This window comes from Pseudomonas sp. KH_021, from assembly GCF_057838865.1.
Genome location: NZ_CM174477.1, coordinates 3,548,634 through 3,564,519, shown reverse-complemented (window position 1 = coordinate 3,564,519; position 15,886 = coordinate 3,548,634). Strand labels below are relative to the sequence as shown.

General features: G+C 59.8%; 12 protein-coding genes. 10 read left to right on the top strand and 2 right to left on the bottom strand.

The annotated features are described in order from the left end of the window. Window positions 1-48: 48 nt before the first annotated feature. The 5 genes from vgrG to AC3IX4_RS16400 all read left to right on the top strand — a co-directional run bounded on the left by vgrG (window position 49) and on the right by AC3IX4_RS16400 (window position 6,336). Window positions 49-4,050: a type VI secretion system tip protein VgrG gene (vgrG, locus tag AC3IX4_RS16420; RefSeq protein WP_489256485.1), complete on the top strand. Its 4,002-nt coding sequence runs from the start codon at window positions 49-51 to the stop codon at window positions 4,048-4,050. Beyond that, window positions 4,047-4,676, top strand: coding sequence for a DUF2931 family protein (locus tag AC3IX4_RS16415; RefSeq protein WP_489256484.1), 630 nt, complete (start codon window positions 4,047-4,049; stop codon window positions 4,674-4,676). The genes vgrG and AC3IX4_RS16415 overlap by 4 nt, the downstream gene beginning before the upstream one ends. Further along, complete coding sequence (locus AC3IX4_RS16410; protein ID WP_489256483.1) at window positions 4,663-5,142, top strand: hypothetical protein; 480 nt, start codon at window positions 4,663-4,665, stop codon at window positions 5,140-5,142. Before AC3IX4_RS16415 ends, AC3IX4_RS16410 begins: the two co-directional genes overlap by 14 nt. Further along, window positions 5,139-5,768, top strand: coding sequence for a DUF2931 family protein (locus AC3IX4_RS16405; protein WP_489256482.1), 630 nt, complete (start codon window positions 5,139-5,141; stop codon window positions 5,766-5,768). Before AC3IX4_RS16410 ends, AC3IX4_RS16405 begins: the two co-directional genes overlap by 4 nt. Window positions 5,769-5,982: 214 nt before the next feature. Further along, window positions 5,983-6,336: a DUF1428 domain-containing protein gene (locus AC3IX4_RS16400; protein ID WP_489261302.1), complete on the top strand. Its 354-nt coding sequence runs from the start codon at window positions 5,983-5,985 to the stop codon at window positions 6,334-6,336. A 121-nt stretch (window positions 6,337-6,457) separates the two neighbouring features. On the opposite strand, the gene AC3IX4_RS16395 is transcribed toward AC3IX4_RS16400, so the two are convergent. Next, on the bottom strand, window positions 6,458-7,327 hold the full coding sequence (locus AC3IX4_RS16395; protein WP_489256481.1) for an isocitrate lyase/PEP mutase family protein: 870 nt from the start codon (window positions 7,325-7,327) through the stop codon (window positions 6,458-6,460). A 143-nt stretch (window positions 7,328-7,470) separates the two neighbouring features. Here AC3IX4_RS16395 and lhpI point away from each other — a divergent pair, with 143 nt between their 5' ends. The 4 genes from lhpI to AC3IX4_RS16375 all read left to right on the top strand — a co-directional run bounded on the left by lhpI (window position 7,471) and on the right by AC3IX4_RS16375 (window position 12,464). Then, the gene (gene lhpI / locus AC3IX4_RS16390; RefSeq protein ID WP_489256480.1) at window positions 7,471-9,225 is read left to right on the top strand and encodes a cis-3-hydroxy-L-proline dehydratase; all 1,755 of its coding nucleotides are present in this window, start codon (window positions 7,471-7,473) and stop codon (window positions 9,223-9,225) included. 112 nt (window positions 9,226-9,337) lie between these two features. Further along, window positions 9,338-10,759 carry an IS1182 family transposase gene (locus AC3IX4_RS16385; RefSeq protein WP_489261247.1) on the top strand — a complete coding sequence of 474 codons (1,422 nt, stop codon included), beginning with the start codon at window positions 9,338-9,340 and terminating at the stop codon, window positions 10,757-10,759. A 695-nt stretch (window positions 10,760-11,454) separates the two neighbouring features. Then, window positions 11,455-12,153, top strand: coding sequence for an AzlC family ABC transporter permease (locus AC3IX4_RS16380; RefSeq protein WP_489256479.1), 699 nt, complete (start codon window positions 11,455-11,457; stop codon window positions 12,151-12,153). Continuing rightward, a complete protein-coding gene (locus tag AC3IX4_RS16375; protein ID WP_489256478.1) occupies window positions 12,150-12,464 on the top strand; it encodes an AzlD domain-containing protein in 315 nt (104 codons plus the stop codon). The genes AC3IX4_RS16380 and AC3IX4_RS16375 overlap by 4 nt, the downstream gene beginning before the upstream one ends. A gap of 3 nt (window positions 12,465-12,467) precedes the next feature. Here AC3IX4_RS16375 and AC3IX4_RS16370 read toward each other — a convergent pair whose 3' ends face one another. After that, complete coding sequence (locus AC3IX4_RS16370; RefSeq protein ID WP_489256477.1) at window positions 12,468-14,192, bottom strand: amidohydrolase; 1,725 nt, start codon at window positions 14,190-14,192, stop codon at window positions 12,468-12,470. Window positions 14,193-14,470: 278 nt separating this feature from the next. On the opposite strand from AC3IX4_RS16370, the gene AC3IX4_RS16365 reads away from it, so the two are divergent. Beyond that, window positions 14,471-15,682 carry a M24 family metallopeptidase gene (locus tag AC3IX4_RS16365; RefSeq protein ID WP_489256476.1) on the top strand — a complete coding sequence of 404 codons (1,212 nt, stop codon included), beginning with the start codon at window positions 14,471-14,473 and terminating at the stop codon, window positions 15,680-15,682. The last annotated feature ends 204 nt before the right edge of the window (window positions 15,683-15,886 follow it).

Below are 15,886 nucleotides of genomic sequence, written 5' to 3'. Positions count from 1 at the left end.
TGCCGTTCACCTTTCTACTGTCAGCTCCCTTCGAAAAGGAGCGTCGAAATGGCGAACCCCCCACGCCTGTTCTTCAACCACAGCCGCCATACCCTCAAGATCTACCGCCAGGACGCCACCTTCGACGTACTCGCCTTCCACGGCGAAGAACGCCTCAGCCAGCCCTTCAGCTACCACATCGAATTCACCTGCACCGTGCAGGACCTGCCGCTGGAGCAAATCCTCAACAAGCGCGCCACCTTCACCCTGCACGAGCGACCTGTTAAACCCAGCCGCTATCTGCCCAAGTCCCCAGTAGTGGGACCGCTGCGGACCTTTCACGGGGTGATCACCGCCTTCAAACGCCTGTCCGCCTCCAAGGACGAAGCCCGCTACGAAGTGACCCTGCAGCCGCGCCTGGCCCGGCTCGAGCGGGGCCAGCAGTACCGCATCTACCAGGACAAGTCGGTGCCGCAGATCGTCGAGCACATCCTGCGCAGCCGCCACGGTTTTCGCGGCCAGGACTTCTACTTCAATATCGAGCGCGAGTACCCCCGGCGTGCCCAGGTCATGCAATACGGCGAAAGCGACCTGGCCTTTATTGATCGACTATTGGCCGAGGTCGGCCTCTGGTATCGCTTCACCAGCGACGACCGGCTGGGCATCGAGGTGGTCGAGTTCCACGACAGCCAGGCCCACTACCAGTACGGCATCGAGCTGCCCCACGGCCCGCCGACCGGCCTGGACAGCCACGCCAAGGTCGCCGCCTGGCAGCTGCAGGCCGAGCACCGGGTGGTGGAAAAACACATCAACATCCGCAGCTACGACCCGCGCAACGCCAAGGCCTTCCTGGACGGTGAAATCGACCAGACCCGCGGCGCCAAGACCACCTACGGCGAGGCCTACCACTACGCCGAGCCCTACACCGAACTGGGCGACCGCTACGACTTTGACCACAAGGTGCAATGCGAAAGCGGCTATTTCTACGCGCGGCTGCGTCACCAGCGCTACCTCAACAGCCAGACCGTGCTCAAGGGAGTCAGCAACAGCCCGAGCCTGGCGCCGGGCCAAGTGCTCAAACTGACCGGCAATAATGTGCCGCAGGCCTTCGCCGAACGCGTAGTCATCACCCACCTGAAACCCTGCGCCGCCCGCGACCGCAGCTTTATCAGCCACTTCGAGGCCATCCCGTACTTCCCCGCCAACAACCTCTGTTACCGGCCGCCATTGCTGCCCAAGCCGAGCATCGCCGGCACCGTGCCCGCGCGGGTCACCAACCCGCAAAAAACCGACCCCTACGCCGATATCGACAGCCATGGCCGCTACCGGGTGCAGTTTCTCTTCGACCGCGACGAATGGCCCGCCGGCCGCGCCAGCTGCTGGCTGCGGCTGGCCCGGCCCTACGCCGGCGACACCTACGGCCTGCACCTGCCATTGCTGGCGGGCACCGAAGTGGCGGTGGGCTTTGAACAAGGCGACCCCGACCGGCCCTACATCGCCCATGCCTTGCACGACAGCAACAACCCCGACCACGTGGCCTTGTACAACTACAAACGCAATGTATTGCGCACTCCGGCCAACAACAAACTGCGTTTGGACGATACGCGGGGGCAGGAGCACATCAAGCTCAGCACCGAGCAGGGGGGCAAGAGCCAGCTGAACTTGGGGCATCTGGTGGATGGCGAGCGCAAGCCGCGCGGGGTGGGGTTTGAGCTGCGCAGCGACAGTCATGGGGCGATACGAGCAGGTGGTGGTCTGTTGATCAGTGCCGAAGCCCAGCCCAAGGCCCAGGGCCAACAGCTGGAGATGAGCGCGCCGATCAGTCGCCTGCAACAGGCCTGCGAACAACTGCAAGAACTCTCGGTCGATGCCCAGGCTGCCGGCGTCGAGCCCGCCGACGTGGCTGCGCAGGTCAAATTGCTGCGCCAGGAACTGGAACAACTCAAGGCCTCGGTGCTGCTGCTCAGCGCGCCTCAAGGTATTGCCTTGAGCAGCGGCGAACACCTGCAACTGGCCGCCGAAGACAACCTGATGCTCAACGCCGGTGGCCAGGCCGACTTCAGCATCGCCAAGCGCCTGTTCATGGGCGTTGGCCAGGGCCTGAACCTGTTCGTCCGCAAGCTGGGGATCAAACTGGTCGCCAACCAGGGCCCGGTCAGCGTCCAGGCCCAGAACGACACCCTGGAACTGTTGGCGCGCAAAGGCCTGCACATCACCAGCACCGAAGACGAAATCTTCATCACCGCGAAGAAAAAGATCACCCTCAACGGCGGAGGCAGCTACTTCACCCTCGACCAATGCAAGATCGAGGCGGGCACCCTGGGCGACTACAACATCAAGGCGCCGCACTTCGATTACTTCAGGGTCAAGGCCCCGGATCCGGTCGAACTGCCGACACTACCCATCGCCATCGACCCGCCGCGGGAATTCACCCAGCAGTACCACATCTTCGAAAGCGATGGCGAAACCGTGATGCCCGGCGTGCGCTACCGGATCACCTCCGAGTCGGGTCAGGTCTGGAAGGGCATCACCGACAGCCAGGGCTGGACCGAACGGGTCAGGACCGTCAAATCGGAAGCGCTGTCGCTGGTCTACGACTACGAGGAGGAGGAAGAGGAAGAAGAACTGCCGGTGGGCATTGTCCTGCGCCTGGGGCTGTTCTTTGACGGCACCGGCAACAACGAGGCCAATGCCGCCCTGACCGCCCAGTGCCGGCGCGAGGACCTGGCGTTGTTCGAAGAGAGCGAACTGGAGGCCATCGTCGAACTGTGCGAGGCCCATGGCTTTGGCGAGTTTGATGGCGATGGGTTCATGAGCGGGCCGGATAACAGCTATGGGAATGCGCCGAGTAATGTGGTGCATCTGCATGAGTTGTATCCCGACAGCACGGCGACGCCAATAACAAGTGATGAGCAATTGGGGTATGTGAAGGTGTACCTGGAGGGAATCGGGACGCATACCGGCGGCCCGGACTCCATTTATGGTCAGGGTTGGGGCCAGGGCGAGACCGGGGTGGTGCTGCGGGTCAAGCAGGCGTCGGCTGTTCTCGAAAAGACGCTACTCGATTTCGTACTAGCTAATCCTGGCGTCTACATTCGCAAGGTCGAGTTTGATATTTTCGGCTTCAGTCGCGGCGCCGCCGCGGCTCGCCATTGCGTCAACGAATTGCTCAAGCCAGGGCGCGGGGTGTTTGCCGAGCTGTTGCAGCCTGGCCGCTTTACCCTATTGACCACCTTTGACCCCGCGGTGGATGTCAGCCTCAACCTGATCGGTTTGTTCGACACGGTCGCGGCCATTGCGGGGCTCTTGCAGGGCAATCTCTCCGTGGCCGATGACATCAACCCCGGGGTCAACCTATACCTGCCGCCCGGCTGTGCGCGCCAGATTATCCAGTTGCAAGCTCGCGACGAGCATCGCCACAACTTTGCCCTCAACAGCGTGCGGAAGGGCCATCGGGAGATTTGCTTGCCCGGCGTGCATTCCGACATCGGTGGCGGCTACCGGCCGCGCAGCCGTGAGCGACTTTGGCTGAGCATGCCGCGTCGCTTGACCCTGCCCGTCAACACGCCGCTGGAAAGAGTGTCTGAGTGGCAGCAAGCCAACGGCCAGGCCAAGCGGCTACGCGCCAGCGGTCTGGCCGGTGACGGCAGTATCGAAGTCAAGATGACGCCGATCGTGGCGGCGCCACAGGGGGATCGCCAGCCCACTCAAGAGGCGTTTTGGCTGGAACTTATTCTCGACCGGCCGGTGCGTGGCGAGTTGGGTTTGATTGGGTTGCGGGTGATGCATGAACTGGCAGTGCTGCATGGTGTGCCGTTCAAAAGCCTGGACGAACGCCCGGATTGGGCGCTGCCGGAGGATCTACAACCCATCGCTGCTCGGATTCTGGAGCAGGTACTGGCGGGCCAAGAGGTCAGCCTGGACCCGGAGCAGGAACTCCTGCTGCTGGGCCGCTATATCCACCGTTCCGCCCACTGGACGCCGAGTAAAGGTCTATGGATCAACAAACCCACTAAAGACGCAAAGCGCAACGTCTACCCCAACCAACCGCAGGAGGGGTATCCGCAATGATGCGCCTGACCGTTTTATTTGCCCTGTTGTTCAGTCTGACGGCCTGCGCCAGCGGGATCACACCGCCCAAGCTGCCCTACCCCAGCTGGTACGTCGGTCTGGCGGCGCCACGGCACATGGAAGTCTGGGTCGAGAGCATCGATGTGCTCGACCAGCGGGGGCTGGCGTTTTTCCATGTGTTCGGTGGCGTGGCCAGCTATACCGGCAAAGTCGAAGGTTGGCACAACGGCGTAGGGGCGACGAAAACGGTCAACAACGTCGATCTGCCGCTGCAGCTGTTTGTGCGCTGGCAATCTCTGGCAGAGCCGCAGACCTACAAGATTGGCATCAGGATCCCGCAGTGGGTGCGTGACGAGATGGTCAAACCCCATCGTTTGTTTTGCAAACCCGCGCAAAAGGAAATGACGCTCTATGAGGACACAATCAACCTGGGGCTGGCCCCAGGCGGAATCGTCAAAGTATGGGTTGGAGGTGCATGCCTAGGCTACCGGGAAGTCGGCCGTTTCCAGGCCGAGATTGAGCCGCTGGGCCCCTACAAGGGCCGGAGCAATGGTCGATATGTACCCATCGAGCCCGAGAACAAAGCCTACATCGACGAGCATGGAATTCCTTATGACACTTGGTAAGCGTATTCCAGCAAAGCGCAAATGCCTGATCGGTGATGGCGCTATTGAAGTCAAGGTGACGCCGATCATGCTGGTGTCGAAGGGGGATCGCCCGCCCATTAACGAGGTGTTCTGGTTGGAGACCATTCTCGACCGGCCGGTGCGCGGCGAGTTGGGGTTGATTGCCTTGCGGGTGATGCGTGAGCTGGCAGTGCGGCATGGCGTGCCGTTCGAGGCCATCAGCGCCGAAGACGATCGCTTTAGCATGCCGGAAGAGCTGCAACCCATTGCCGAGCGGATTCTGGAGCAGGTGCTGGCGGGCCAAGAGGTCAGGCTGGACCCGGACCAGGAACTCCTGTTGCTGGGCCGTTATATCCACCGCTCCGCCCACTGGACGCCGAGCAAAGGCCTGATGGTCAACAAGCCGACTCACGACGCCAAGCGCAATGTCTACCCCAACCAGCCGCAGAAGGGGTATCCGCAATGAGGCGCCTGACAGTGCTGCTCGGCTTGCTGTTTAGCCTGACGGCCTGCGCCAGCGGGATCAAGCCGCCGAAGCTGCCGTACCCCAGTTGGTACGTCGGCTTGGCCGCACCACGGCACATGGAGGTCTGGGTCGAGAGTGTCGATGTGCTCGATCAGCGCGGACTGGCGTTTTTCCATGTATTTGGCGGGGTCGCGGGTTATACCCGCAAGCCCGAAGGTTGGCACAAAGGCGGAGGTGCGACGAAAACGGTGAACAATGTTGATTTGCCGTTGCAGTTGTTCGTGCGTTGGCAATCACTGGTGGAACCGCAGACCTACAAGATTGGCATCAGGATCCCGCAGTGGGTGCGCGACGAGATGGTCAAGCCCCATCGTTTGTTCTGCAAGCCCGCGCAAAAGGAAATGACGCTCTATGAGGACACAATCAACCTGGGGCTGGCCCCTGGCGGTATCGTCAAGGTGTGGGTTGGAGGTGCCTGCCTAGGCTACCGGGAAGTCGGTCGCTTTCAGGCCGAGATCGAACCGCTGGGGCCCAATAAGAGTGGTCGAGGAATCTATTACCGCGCACCCAATCCAGAGGCGCAGGCCTACATCGACGAGCACGGAATTCCTTATGACACTTGGTAAGTGGATTCCAGCAAAGCGCAAAGGCCTGGCCGGTGACGTCAGTCTCGAAGTCAAGGTGACGCCGATCGATGCGGTGTCGAAGGGAGATCGCCCGCCTAGTAAACCATTAGTCGGCAACCTTGCCTTCCCTAAAGCAGATCAGTCGATCTGGCCTCTAATGAATCGACTGATAAACAAGTCGAGTCGATTCCCGGCTCAAATCAGGAGAAATACCATGTCTTATGTCGATGGTTTTGTGATAGCCGTACCCACCGCCAAGCGTGAAGAATTCAGGCGCCATGCCGCCGCCGCGGCCCCGGTTTTCAAGGAATACGGGGCGTTGAGCGTGGCTGAGTGCTGGGGGGACGATGTGCCGGAAGGCAAAGTGACGTCGTTCTCCATGGCGGTCAAACGCAAGGAAGATGAGACCGTCGTGTTTTCCTGGATCATCTGGCCGTCGCGCAAGGTTCGGGATGAGGGCATGGCCAAGGTCATGGCTGATCCGCGGCTGCAGCCTGACGTCATGCCGATGCCGTTTGATGGGCAGCGGATGATCTTTGGTGGGTTTGAGATGATAGTCCAGGCTTGATAGCGATAGGCGTCGGTTGGGCCGTCGAGCACCGTGCAGTTCCGGTATTGCGCGCCTTCGTTCATCGCGTGCAAGCACGGCTCCTACAGGGGCCCGAGGTGCGGCCGTCGCCGTTCCGCGGCTACTCCTTGACGTCCATGAACTCTTCAGCCCAGACGATATAGTCCTCAGGCTGGGTATAGGTGTGGGTCAGTTCGGTGGCGCTCAGGTCTGCGCTGTTGCTGACGATCTGGCGTTGCTCGCGCAGGCAGTCGTAGGTGGCCTTGATCGCGGCGAAGTAGGCGCCATGGCCATCAACGACGATGCGCACACCCAACTCAGCCAGGCGTTTGTCGTCGCGCAGCAGGGGGTTGGCGTAGGTCACCAGCATCAAGGGGACGGTCAGGTGTTCGGCAATCTGTTCCAGGTGCTCGAAGTCGCGCACACCGACGATGCAGATGCCATCGGCACCGGCTTGCTGGTATTGCTGGGTGCGGCTGATGGTTTCTTGCACCGGGATCAGGGCGGCATTGGTCCGGGCGATAATGGCCAGCTCCGGGTCAACGCGGGCTTCCAGCGCGGCGCGGATCTTGCCGACGCCTTCGGCAACGGTGATCAGGTCGGTCGACTTGCGGCCAAACTGGGCGGGCAGCAGGGTATCTTCGATGGTGAGCGCGGCGACGCCGGCACGTTCCAGCTCGATCACGGTGCGCATCACGTTCAATGCGTTGCCATAGCCATGGTCGGCGTCGGCAATAAACGGCAGTTGGGCCACACGCCCGATGCGGGTGGCCTGTTCGGTAAACTCGCTCAGGGTGATCAAGGCAAAGTCAGGTGCAGCCAGCACCTGCAAGGAGGCGACCGAGCCGCCGAGGATGCCGACCTCGAAGCCCAGGTCTGCGGCAATTCGAGCCGACATCGGATCGAATACAGAGGCGGTGTGATAGCAGGTGGTGGAAGCGAGCAGCGTGCGGAAATTGCGACGCAAGTCGGTGTGAGAGGCCCTTGGCATAGTGACTCCGGTGGAAGTTGATTCGACATGCTCGATCGAATCGACGAATCTAATAGTTCATTTGGGTGCTGAAACGATACGGCAAAATGGCCATAACCACCAAATGAATGGACGATGAAGTTTAACGGATGCTGAGAGGAAAGATGACCAAAGCGACAGGTTCAGGCGCTAAATCTCTTGTTTTGACTGGGCGCAGCCTGGTTCAGGGCAGTGCGTGGGGTGAGCTGGTGTACGCCGAGGTCGGCTTGAGTTTCTGGGGCGGAGTGGACGCCTCCAGTGGTGAGGTGATCGACCGCCATCACCCGCTCAGCGGCACCTCGCTGGCCGGTCGAATACTGGCCATCCCGAGTGGACGCGGCTCCTGCACGGGCAGCAGCGTGATGCTGGAGCTGATCCTTAATGGCCATGCCCCCGCGGGGCTGCTGCTGGCCGAAGTCGATGAAATCCTGACGTTGGGCGTATTGGTGGCCGAGGTGGTCTTTGGTCAATCCTTGCCGGTGATCTGCCTGGGAGCCGAAGGGTTTGCCCGTTTGAAAGGCACTGACATCGTTCGAATGCAGGGTGAGCAGGTGGTACTGGGGCAGTCGGTCGCACCCTCGACACCGTCAGTGAGCACGAAATCCCGCCATCAAAAATTAAACCTGAGCCCATTCGACCGCGAACTGCTGGACGGGCGACAGGGCAAGGCGGCCCAGATGGCGATGCGGCTGCTGGTGCGCATGGCCGAGTTGCAAGGCGCGGTTGAGCTGGTGGATGTTACCCAGGCGCACATCGATGGCTGCATCTATACCGGCCCCGCCAGTTTGCGTTTTGCCCAGCAATGGGTGGCCTGGGGGGCTCAAGTTCGCGTGCCGACGACCCTGAATGCGATTTCGGTCGACCAGCGCCGCTGGCGCGAGCAGGGCATCGACCCCGCCTTGGGGGAACCGGCCAGCGCCCTGGGCGACGCTTACCTGCACATGGGCGCACAGATGAGCTTTACCTGCGCGCCCTACCTGCTGGATACCGCGCCGCAACGGGGTGAGCAAATTGTCTGGGCGGAGTCCAATGCGGTGGTGTACGCCAACAGCGTGCTCGGCGCACGCACGCTCAAATACCCCGACTACCTGGATATCTGCATTGCATTGACCGGCCGGGCGCCGCTGGTGGGCAGCCACTGCGATGAAGGTCGCAAAGCCACGCTGCGAATCGATGTGTGTAAGCCCAAAGGTGCCGATGACGCGTTTTATCCGTTGCTGGGCTATCACGTGGGGCTGCTGGCTGCGACCGAGATTCCCGTGATCTGCGGGTTGGAGCAGGCGCAGCCCAGCCTCGATGATTTGAAAGCATTTGGCGCTGCGTTTGCGACCACTTCGGCGGCCCCCATGTTCCATATCGTTGGGGTGACCCCCGAAGCCGAGACGGCCGGACAGGCGCTCGGTGGCACGGCGCCGCGTCGGCAGTGTGTGGTTCGCGCTGAAGACTTGGCCCGCTCCTGGCGGGAACTGGACAGTGCAACTGACGTGGCGGTGCAACTGGTATCGCTTGGCAATCCGCATTTTTCGTTAAGCGAATGCGCACGCCTCGCGCAATTGTGCGCAGGCCGGCACAAGCATCCAGACACCGCGCTGGTGGTGACCCTGGGGCGCGAAATACTGGAGCGTGCTGCCGCTGCGGGGTACGTCGCCACCTTGAGCGCCTTCGGTGCGCAACTGGTGACCGACACCTGCTGGTGTATGGTGGGTGAGCCGATCATCCCGCCGCATACCCGCACACTGATGACCAATTCCGGCAAATACGCCCATTACGCCCCAGGGCTGACCGGGCGCCAGGTGCATTTCGCCAGCCTGGAAAACTGCGTAGACGCCGCCTGTACTGGCCGATGGCAAGGCGGGTTGCCAGAGTGGTTGGCCGTGTGACCGCGATGACGCCATCGATGTAGGAGCCAGCCTTGCAGACTGTGTGAAAACCTAGCAATTTTCGCAGCGATTCAAGAAAATGCCTCGTATTGAAAACACGGGGCATTTTTCAGTGGCGTACATTCAAGGCGAAGCGCGGCACCAGACCAGTCTCTTTCCGACTTCCCTGGAAGATCTGATACCTGAAGATCATCTCGTGCGCGTGATTGACGCCTATGTCGCCAGGCTGGATCTAGTGCAACTGGGCTTCGGTAAAGCGATTCCCAAGAGCACAGGTCGCCCTTCCTACGATCCTGCTGATCAGCTCAAACTGTACTTCTACGGTTATTTCTACCGGATTAGATCCTCACGCCGGCTTGAAGCCGAGTGCCAGCGTAACGTCGAAGTTATGTGGCTGATCAATCGACTCAAGCCTGACTTCAAGACCATTGCCGATTTTCGCCGCGACAACAAAGCAGCCTTCGTTAAAACGTGTCGAGCCTTTGTCCAGTTTTGCCGCAAGGCCGGCTTGATTGCGGGTAATTTGGTGGCCATTGATGGCAGTAAATTCCAGGCGGTAGCCTCTGCACGGCGTCATTTAAGCCTCAAGCAACTCAAACTGCAGGAAGAAAAGCTGGACAAGCGCATTGGCGAGTATCTGGCACAGCTGGATGAGGCCGATAAGTCTGAAGACAGCGAAACAATTGACCCCAGCGCTATCAAAACAGCGCTGGCTCGACTTGAAGACAAGCAATCAAACAACCGGGCTCGCCAAGCGTTGCTGAAGTCCAAGGGGCTAGAACAGTTCAACACCCACGAAAGTGATGCCCGCATGATGCGCACTGCCAAGGGCTCGCAGGTTGCTTACAACGTGCAAACGGCGGTGGACGCCGAGCACTGCCTGATCTTGCACCATGAAGTGACTCAGGATGGCGAGGACAGGCGCCAATTAGAGCCGATGGCCAAGGAAGCCAAAGAGCTGTTGCAACAGCCTGAGCTAACGGTGACTGCCGATGGTGGTTACTCCAATGGCAAGCAATTCCAGGCGTGTGAAGACGCGAGCATCACCGCTTATGTCCCGCCCAGCCGCTCAAAAAACTCCAGCAAAAAGGGTCAGGATTTTTTTGAGCGAAGCGCTTTTACTTACGACCAAGAGCAAGACCACTACACGTGTCCTGCGGGTCAATTGCTGATATTTAAACAGTTGCACAACGATGGCCGGGTCTATAAGGCCGTCAGCGATTGCACATCGTGCGCGTTAAAAGGGCAATGCACCGACGCTAGGCGTCGATACCTCTCGCGCCATGCTCACGAAGATGCTTTTGAGCGAATGGCGCAGCGAATGCAGGCGCATCCCGAGATGATGGTCAGCCGAAGATCGATTGTTGAACACCCTTTTGGCAACCTCAAACAATGGCTATTTGGTAATGGCCGTTTCTTGTTGCGACAACTTGAGGGTGCGCGAGCGGAAATGGCGCTTGCGATAACCGCTTACAACCTTAAAAGAGCAATTAACGTGCTCGGGGTACGCCAAATGATGGCGCTAATGGACTGAAAGGTCTTTTTTCGTCCATATTTTCGATTCAAGCAAACACCCCGAACAGGTCGGGGCGCTTGCTTGAATCGATGGCCGCGGGTTTTCACACGGTCTGCTTGGCTGCGATGAACGCACCGCGGTGTGCCTGATGCACCGCGGTGCGTTCATCGCGGCATAGGTATCTACACATCTTTTGGTGTACTGCATTTCGTAGCAGTGGACGAGTAGAACGAGGCCACGTCCGGCTGCGCAGCAGTCGTAAAACCTGGCACTTCAGTATTCAGATACACCGCGAGTACAGGCTTTGCGAGGACTACGTCCCCGGACCTGGCCTCGCTGAACTCGTCTACTGCTACGAATGTAGCCGCTGACGAGGTACGAGGCTGCGATCGGCAGCGAAGCGGCCGTAAAACCTGAGACCGTAATCCATCAGGCACACCGAAGGGCCTGAATTTACGACGGCTTCGCCGCCGATCGCAGCCTCGTACCTCGGCAGCGGCTACAAGAGCCGCGCTGCCCCAGAATTGTGTAGATACCTATGCTGCGATGGCCACACCGCAATTCGTCAGACAAACCGTGGTGACGCCATCGCAGTGGTCCGGCACTCCGGCAAGGCTGGCTCCTACAAGGTGCGCAAGTGCGCAAAATCGTTCAAGCCATCGATCGTAACAACTGGCAAAGTAACGCCTCTTTTCCTGATGCAGTTGAGCGTTATGTCTGACCATCATTTACCGCGCGCCGCTTTCTTGCGCGGTGCCATTGCGATTGTGCCGTTGTCGCTGGCAACGGCGCCCTGGGGGCTGCTGGCCGGCTCCATGGCCATTGAAGCCAACCTGACTCCTCTGCAGGGGCAGGGGTTGTCGAGCATTGTCTTTGCCGGAGCGGCGCAACTGGTCGCCATCGGCATGCTCAAGGGCGGTGCCGGGATTTTTTCCATTCTGCTGACCACGTTGCTGCTGACTTCCCAGCACCTGCTGTATGGCATGAGCCTGCGCCCGGCCATCTCCTCCTTGCCGGGGCGCTGGCGGGTAGGGCTGGGCTTTTTGCTCACCGATGAATTGTTTGCCCTGACCAGCCAGCAGGATAAGCAGCAGTTCAATCGCTGGTACGCCCTGGGGGTCGGGCTGACGTTCTATGTGGCCTGGAACCTGTTCACCCTGGCCGGCATTGTGTTGGGCAGCAGTATTCCGGGGCTGGATAAACTGGGCTTGGATTTCTCCATTGCCGCGACCTTTATCGCCTTGATCACACCGCTGGTGAACAACGTGCCGACCGTGGTGTGCGTGGCCACTTCGCTGTTCTGCTCGGTGTTGTTCAGTTATTGGCAGCTGGGGCCGGCGTTGGTGTTGTCGGGGCTGGCGGGCATGAGTGCAGGGTTTATCTGCAACAAGTTCTATAGGGGGCGGGCATGATGGTCTGGGCAGTGATTTTCGGCATGGGCCTGTTGGTGTTCCTCAACCGCTACGTGTTTCTTGAGCCACGCTTGCCGGTGCGGCTGAGCAGCAATGTCCGGCAGTTCCTGGGCTTTGCCGTGCCGGGCATGTTGACCGCGATCTGTGGGCCGATTGTGTTCATGCCTGAGCATCAGCTCAACCTGGCCTGGGACAACCCGTACCTGCTCAGCTCACTGGTTGCCATCGGCCTGGTGCTGTGGACGCGCAACACCTTGCTCAGCATGGTGCTGAGCATGGCGTTTTTCTTTGTCTTGCGCGCTTGGTTGTAACGCTCAAAGGGGGGCGGCGGTATAGACCGGGGTCCCTTCCTTGATGGTTTGCAGCACACGCAAGTCCTTGAGGGTACCGGGCTCGACCTTGACCGGGTTGCGATCCAGGATCACCAAGTCTGCCAGCTTGCCTTTGCTCAGCGTGCCCTTGCTGTCTTCTTCAAAGTACTGGCGCGCGGACCAGTCGGTGATCGCCTTGAGGGCGATGTAAGGGCTGACCCGCTGATCCGGGCCGATCACTTCGCCACTGCGGCTGGTGCGGTTGACGGTGGTGTGCAGCACCATCAGGCTGCTGGGCAGTGCCACGGGGGCGTCATGGTGCTCGGTAAACCACATCTGTTTCTTGAGCGCCGAACCCGTGGGCGAAATGTGATAGGCGCGCTCCTTGCCCAAGGTTTCGTCACGGTGCCAGTCACCCCAGTAGTAGGTGTGCATCGAGAAAAACGACGGCACGATACCCAGGGTTTTCATGCGGTCGAGTTGATCGTCACGCACCGTCTGGGCGTGGATCATCACCGTGCGGCGGTCGTCGTTGCCGTAGGCCTGGGCGGCTTTGTCGACATCATCGATCAGCTGTTGTGCGGCGGCATCCCCGTTGGTGTGTGCCATCAGTTGCCATTTGTGCTCGAACGCCAGATTGATCAGGGCCTGCAGTTTTTCGTTATCGGCGAAGGCCGGATAACCGCGGTAATCGGCAGGTTGGCCGTGTGGCGGATGGTAGTAGGGTTGGCTGAGCCAAGCAGTCTTGCCCTGGGGCGAGCCATCCAGGCTTAGCTTCACGCCAGCCACCCGGAAGTGGTTGCTGTAGGTGGGCTGGGTACCGTTTTCCAGCATGAAGGCGCGTTCGGTCTGCAAGTCTGGGTAGGCGGCAACGTCGATCTTCAGCCGTCCTTCCTTGGCAAGCTTCTGGAAGGTCTGGACCACATTCTTGCTCGAGCGACCTTCTTGGGCGGTGGTGTAGCCGAACTCGCTGTAATACTCGGCACCGGCCAGCGCGATAGCTTCATTCGTCTTGGCGTCCAGATGGCCCATGGGTTTGCCGAGCGAGATAAAGAACGCATTTTCCTCGAGCACGCCATCGGGTGTCTTGCCATCGGCTGCCCGGCGAATCGAGCCCCCGGCAGGGTCTGGCGACTGGGCCGTGATGCCGGCCAGTTCCAGGCCCTTGTGGTTCATCACGCCCAGGTGGCCGGACTGATGCATGATCACCACCGGGACTTCGGTAGAGACCAAATCCAGGTCGGCGGCGGTGGGGTGACGCTTTTCCTTCAGCTGCGAATCGTCATAGCCAAAGCCGATGATCCAGCCGGTCTTGGCGATAAAGTCGGCGTTTTTGGCTTGCCATTGCTTGAGCTGCGCGACCAGTGCCGGAACATCCTGGCCAGGGCCATCGGGCGGCGGCAACAGGTTGGCGGTCAGCTTCTGGAAACCCGTCATCCAGGCATGCCCGTGGGCATCGACAAAACCTGGCAGCAGCGTGTGGCCCTTGAGGTCAATGGGCTGGGTGGTTTTGCCCTTCAGAGCCTCTGCGCCTTTAAGATCACCGACGTAGATGATCTTGCCGTCCTTGACGGCCAGTGCTTGTGCATAGTGCGGGACCATACCCTCCATGGTCAGGATATCGCCACCGTAATACAGGCTATCGGCAACGGTGGCGCCGTCTTTGGCATGCAGAGGGCCTGCCGAAAACAGGGCAGTGAGCAGGCAGAGCGATGTCATTTGACGCATACGGACATTCCCTAATAGCGATCATCAGCTCGAGTTGAGACATCGAGTCTTTATAGTGTTTGCGACTGATTTACGCAGCCGGGCCGCGGTTGCGTCAACGTCCATTCAGACGACGACAGCCGGGTGCCATGCACAGCCTGGTTCACTCGGTATCGGATGCGACCAATTGCAGGTCGCGTCCGTACAAAAGTTACCCCAGCTGATCTGTTGGAATGCAATTCAGGCGGCCGGCCTAAAGCGGCGACCCGAATCGTGAACTATTCCAAGGAACACAGATCATGCAAATGCCGAAAACCCTGAAGATTCGCAATGGCCAGAAAGTCGAGGCGACTTTTTCCCAGCAGGAATACTTGGACCGTCAGGGCAAGCTGCGGGCCTATATGGCCGAGCAGAATATCGATGCTGCAGTGTTCACCTCCTACCATAACGTCAACTATTACAGTGACTTTATCTACTGCTCGTTCGGCCGCCCTTACGCATTGGTCGTCACCCAGGATTCGGTGGTGTCGATCAGCGCCAATATCGACGGTGGCCAGCCATGGCGCCGCACCGTCGGCACGGACAACATTGTCTACACCGACTGGCAACGCGATAACTACTTCGTGGCCATCCAGCAAGCATTGCCCAAGGCTGGCCGTATCGGGATCGAGTTCGACCATCTGAACCTGCAGAACCACCAGAAGCTCGCCGCCTGCTACCCACAAGCACAGCTGGTGGACATTGCCGCACCGTGCATGCGTATGCGCATGATCAAGTCGGCCGAAGAGCAAGTGATCATTCGCCATGGCGCACGCATTGCCGATATCGGTGGCGCAGCGGTGGTGGAGGCCCTGCGTGACCAGGTGCCGGAGTATGAAGTGGCGCTGCATGCCACCCAGGCCATGGTGCGGGAAATTGCCAAGACCTTCCCGGACAGCGAACTGATGGACACCTGGACCTGGTTCCAGTCCGGTATCAACACTGATGGCGCACACAACCCGGTGACCAGCCGCAAGGTGAACAAGGGCGACATCCTGAGCCTGAACTGCTTCCCGATGATCGCTGGCTACTACACCGCCCTTGAGCGCACACTGTTCCTGGATCACTGCTCGGACGAGCATCTGCGCCTCTGGAACGTGAACGTTGAAGTGCATGAAGCCGGCCTGAAACTGGTCAAGCCAGGCATGCGTTGCAGCGATATCGCCCGCGAGCTGAACGAAATTTTCCTCAAGCACGACCTGCTGCAATACCGCACCTTCGGTTACGGCCACTCGTTCGGTACGCTCAGCCACTACTACGGCCGTGAGGCCGGGCTTGAACTGCGCGAAGACATCGACACGGTTCTGGAGCCTGGCATGGTGGTGTCGATCGAGCCGATGATCATGCTGCCTGAGGGCCTGCCGGGTGCCGGTGGCTATCGCGAGCACGATATTTTGATCGTCAATGAGCGCGGCGCCGAAAACATCACGAAATTCCCTTACGGACCGGAGAAAAACATCATCAAGCAATAACGTGTCGCGCCGCACAGTCCCCCTGTGCGGCGTTTTTTGTCTGGCGCAAGAACGTTGGCGAATGCCCCTCAAGAGCGCATCGCCTGATTGACCCTTCAACCCTGCCAAGTACAACAATAGAGGGTAATTGTCATGTCCATCCGTTCTCCATATTCGGCACACCTGATGGTGCGTCTCGATACCGCTCGCTCATTGCGTGGAGGT